The organism is Methylophaga sp. UBA2689 (genome assembly GCA_002354555.1).
In the GTDB taxonomy this organism is placed as follows: Bacteria; Pseudomonadota; Gammaproteobacteria; order Nitrosococcales; family Methylophagaceae; genus Methylophaga.
The window spans coordinates 1-1,655 of sequence record DELT01000015.1 but is presented as its reverse complement, the minus strand read 5'-3'; the positions used below and the strand labels follow the sequence as shown (position 1 = coordinate 1,655).

1 protein-coding gene is annotated in these 1,655 nt (G+C 46.6%); it reads right to left on the bottom strand.

Annotated elements, in window-relative coordinates; all coding sequences use genetic code 11:
- Positions 1–179 precede the first annotated feature (179 nt).
- Positions 180–1,601, bottom strand: a complete 1,422-nt coding sequence (gene mltF / locus B3M51_RS01235; protein ID WP_292756281.1) for a membrane-bound lytic murein transglycosylase MltF — start codon at positions 1,599–1,601, stop codon at positions 180–182.
- Positions 1,602–1,655 lie beyond the last annotated feature (54 nt).

Here is a 1,655-nt window from a genome sequence, read left to right as displayed (position 1 = left end):
CGGCCAGCTAAGCTGTTCAAATGCGTTCCAGACTTATTTGTCAATCACTTATGTATGAAGGCTACACTGCGTGCTTTCCGCCTTGCCGGACACAAAAATAGTCGCCAGCAGTGGTGGATATGAAAGATAAACACGCCCTAGAACGAATCAGGCCGGTGAGCGAAAGCAACCGGCCTTTTTTATAATGCCGCCGGAAGGGTTTCATTAATTTCAGCGGGCGGGGTGGAAGCATTTTGATTGACTTCATCATGATGTAGCATAATATCGTAATAACGACGGATATTACCGACGTAACGCACCGGCTCGCCGCCACGGGCATATCCGTGACGCGTTTGGCTGAACCACTTTTGTTTGGCAAGTAAAGGCAGGTTTTCGCGAACATCAGCCCAGCGGTCAGGATTGCCGCCATTTTTTTCCGTCAGCACTCTCGCGTCTTCCAAATGACCCAGCCCGATATTATAAGCAGCTAACGCTAACCAGGTACGATCGGGATCAGCGATCCGCTCTGGTAAACGGTTTTTCATAATAGTCAGATAGGCGGTGCCAGCAAAAATACTTTGCTCCGGATCCTCTCGTTCGCTGACGCCCATTTCATTTGCAGTAGCTTGCGTTAACATCATCAAGCCACGTACGCCAGTGCTGGAAACGGCATCCGGATTCCAATGTGATTCCTGGTAGGCCACTGCTGCGAGAAAGCGCCAATCATAACCATAGGCCAATGCAGCTGCTTTAAACGTGGCTTCATATTGAGGGAGATGCGTCTGAATGCGACGGTGAATGGCACGCGAATCGACGTAATCGAAGCGACGGATATGACCGAAATACTTTTCAATTAACTGATCCAGAAATCCCGAACTTTCTATTTGTTCAAAAAAAGCATTTACCGCAAGTTGTAAACTCATATCATCGTTGCGCCGCATACCCCAGGCTAATGGTTGGGGATCCGATATATCAAAAGCCACTCTTAATTCGGGATAAAGACTATGGCTGGCAGCCATCTCATTAGAATCAACGATGGTGTAATCAATAAGTTCGAGCTGAACCAGCTCGAGTAATCCGCTGGTGTCTATCGTCTGGTTTTCAGTCCAGGACAACAACGGAATTTCCTGTTGAAGATTGGCAAGCTGTTCAGCATGGCTGCTATTAGCAACGATTTCTAACTGGCCAGTGCTGATCTCGGTAATATCACGCGGTTTCTGGGTGCCATGACGGTAAATGAGCTGTTGGGTGACTTCATGATAAATTGGGCCAAAACGTAATCTATTTTGCCGTGCCCGAGTTATTGTTAAGCCTGCTGCAGCAATATCCGCCTGACCGTTTTCAATCATATCGAGTGTTTTGCTGAGATTATCGGGAACGGTAACTTTGAGATCAACACCAAGAAAATCGGCAAACCGTTGTGCCAGTTCAAACTCAAATCCCGCCAGTTCAGCACCATTATTATAATAACTGGTCAAACCGTAGCGACTTACCACACGAAGTTCACCACGCTCCAGGATCTGTTCCAATTGATTACTGGGGGCGTTGCAAGCGTTTAATACGCAGAGCATGCAAAGGAGAAAAATTAGCTTTTTCAAAACTTCACTCTGACAGTAGGGCATGAAATTATCCTACATAAGGAAGGCTTTGCACATCAAATTTCCCAAAACTTACAA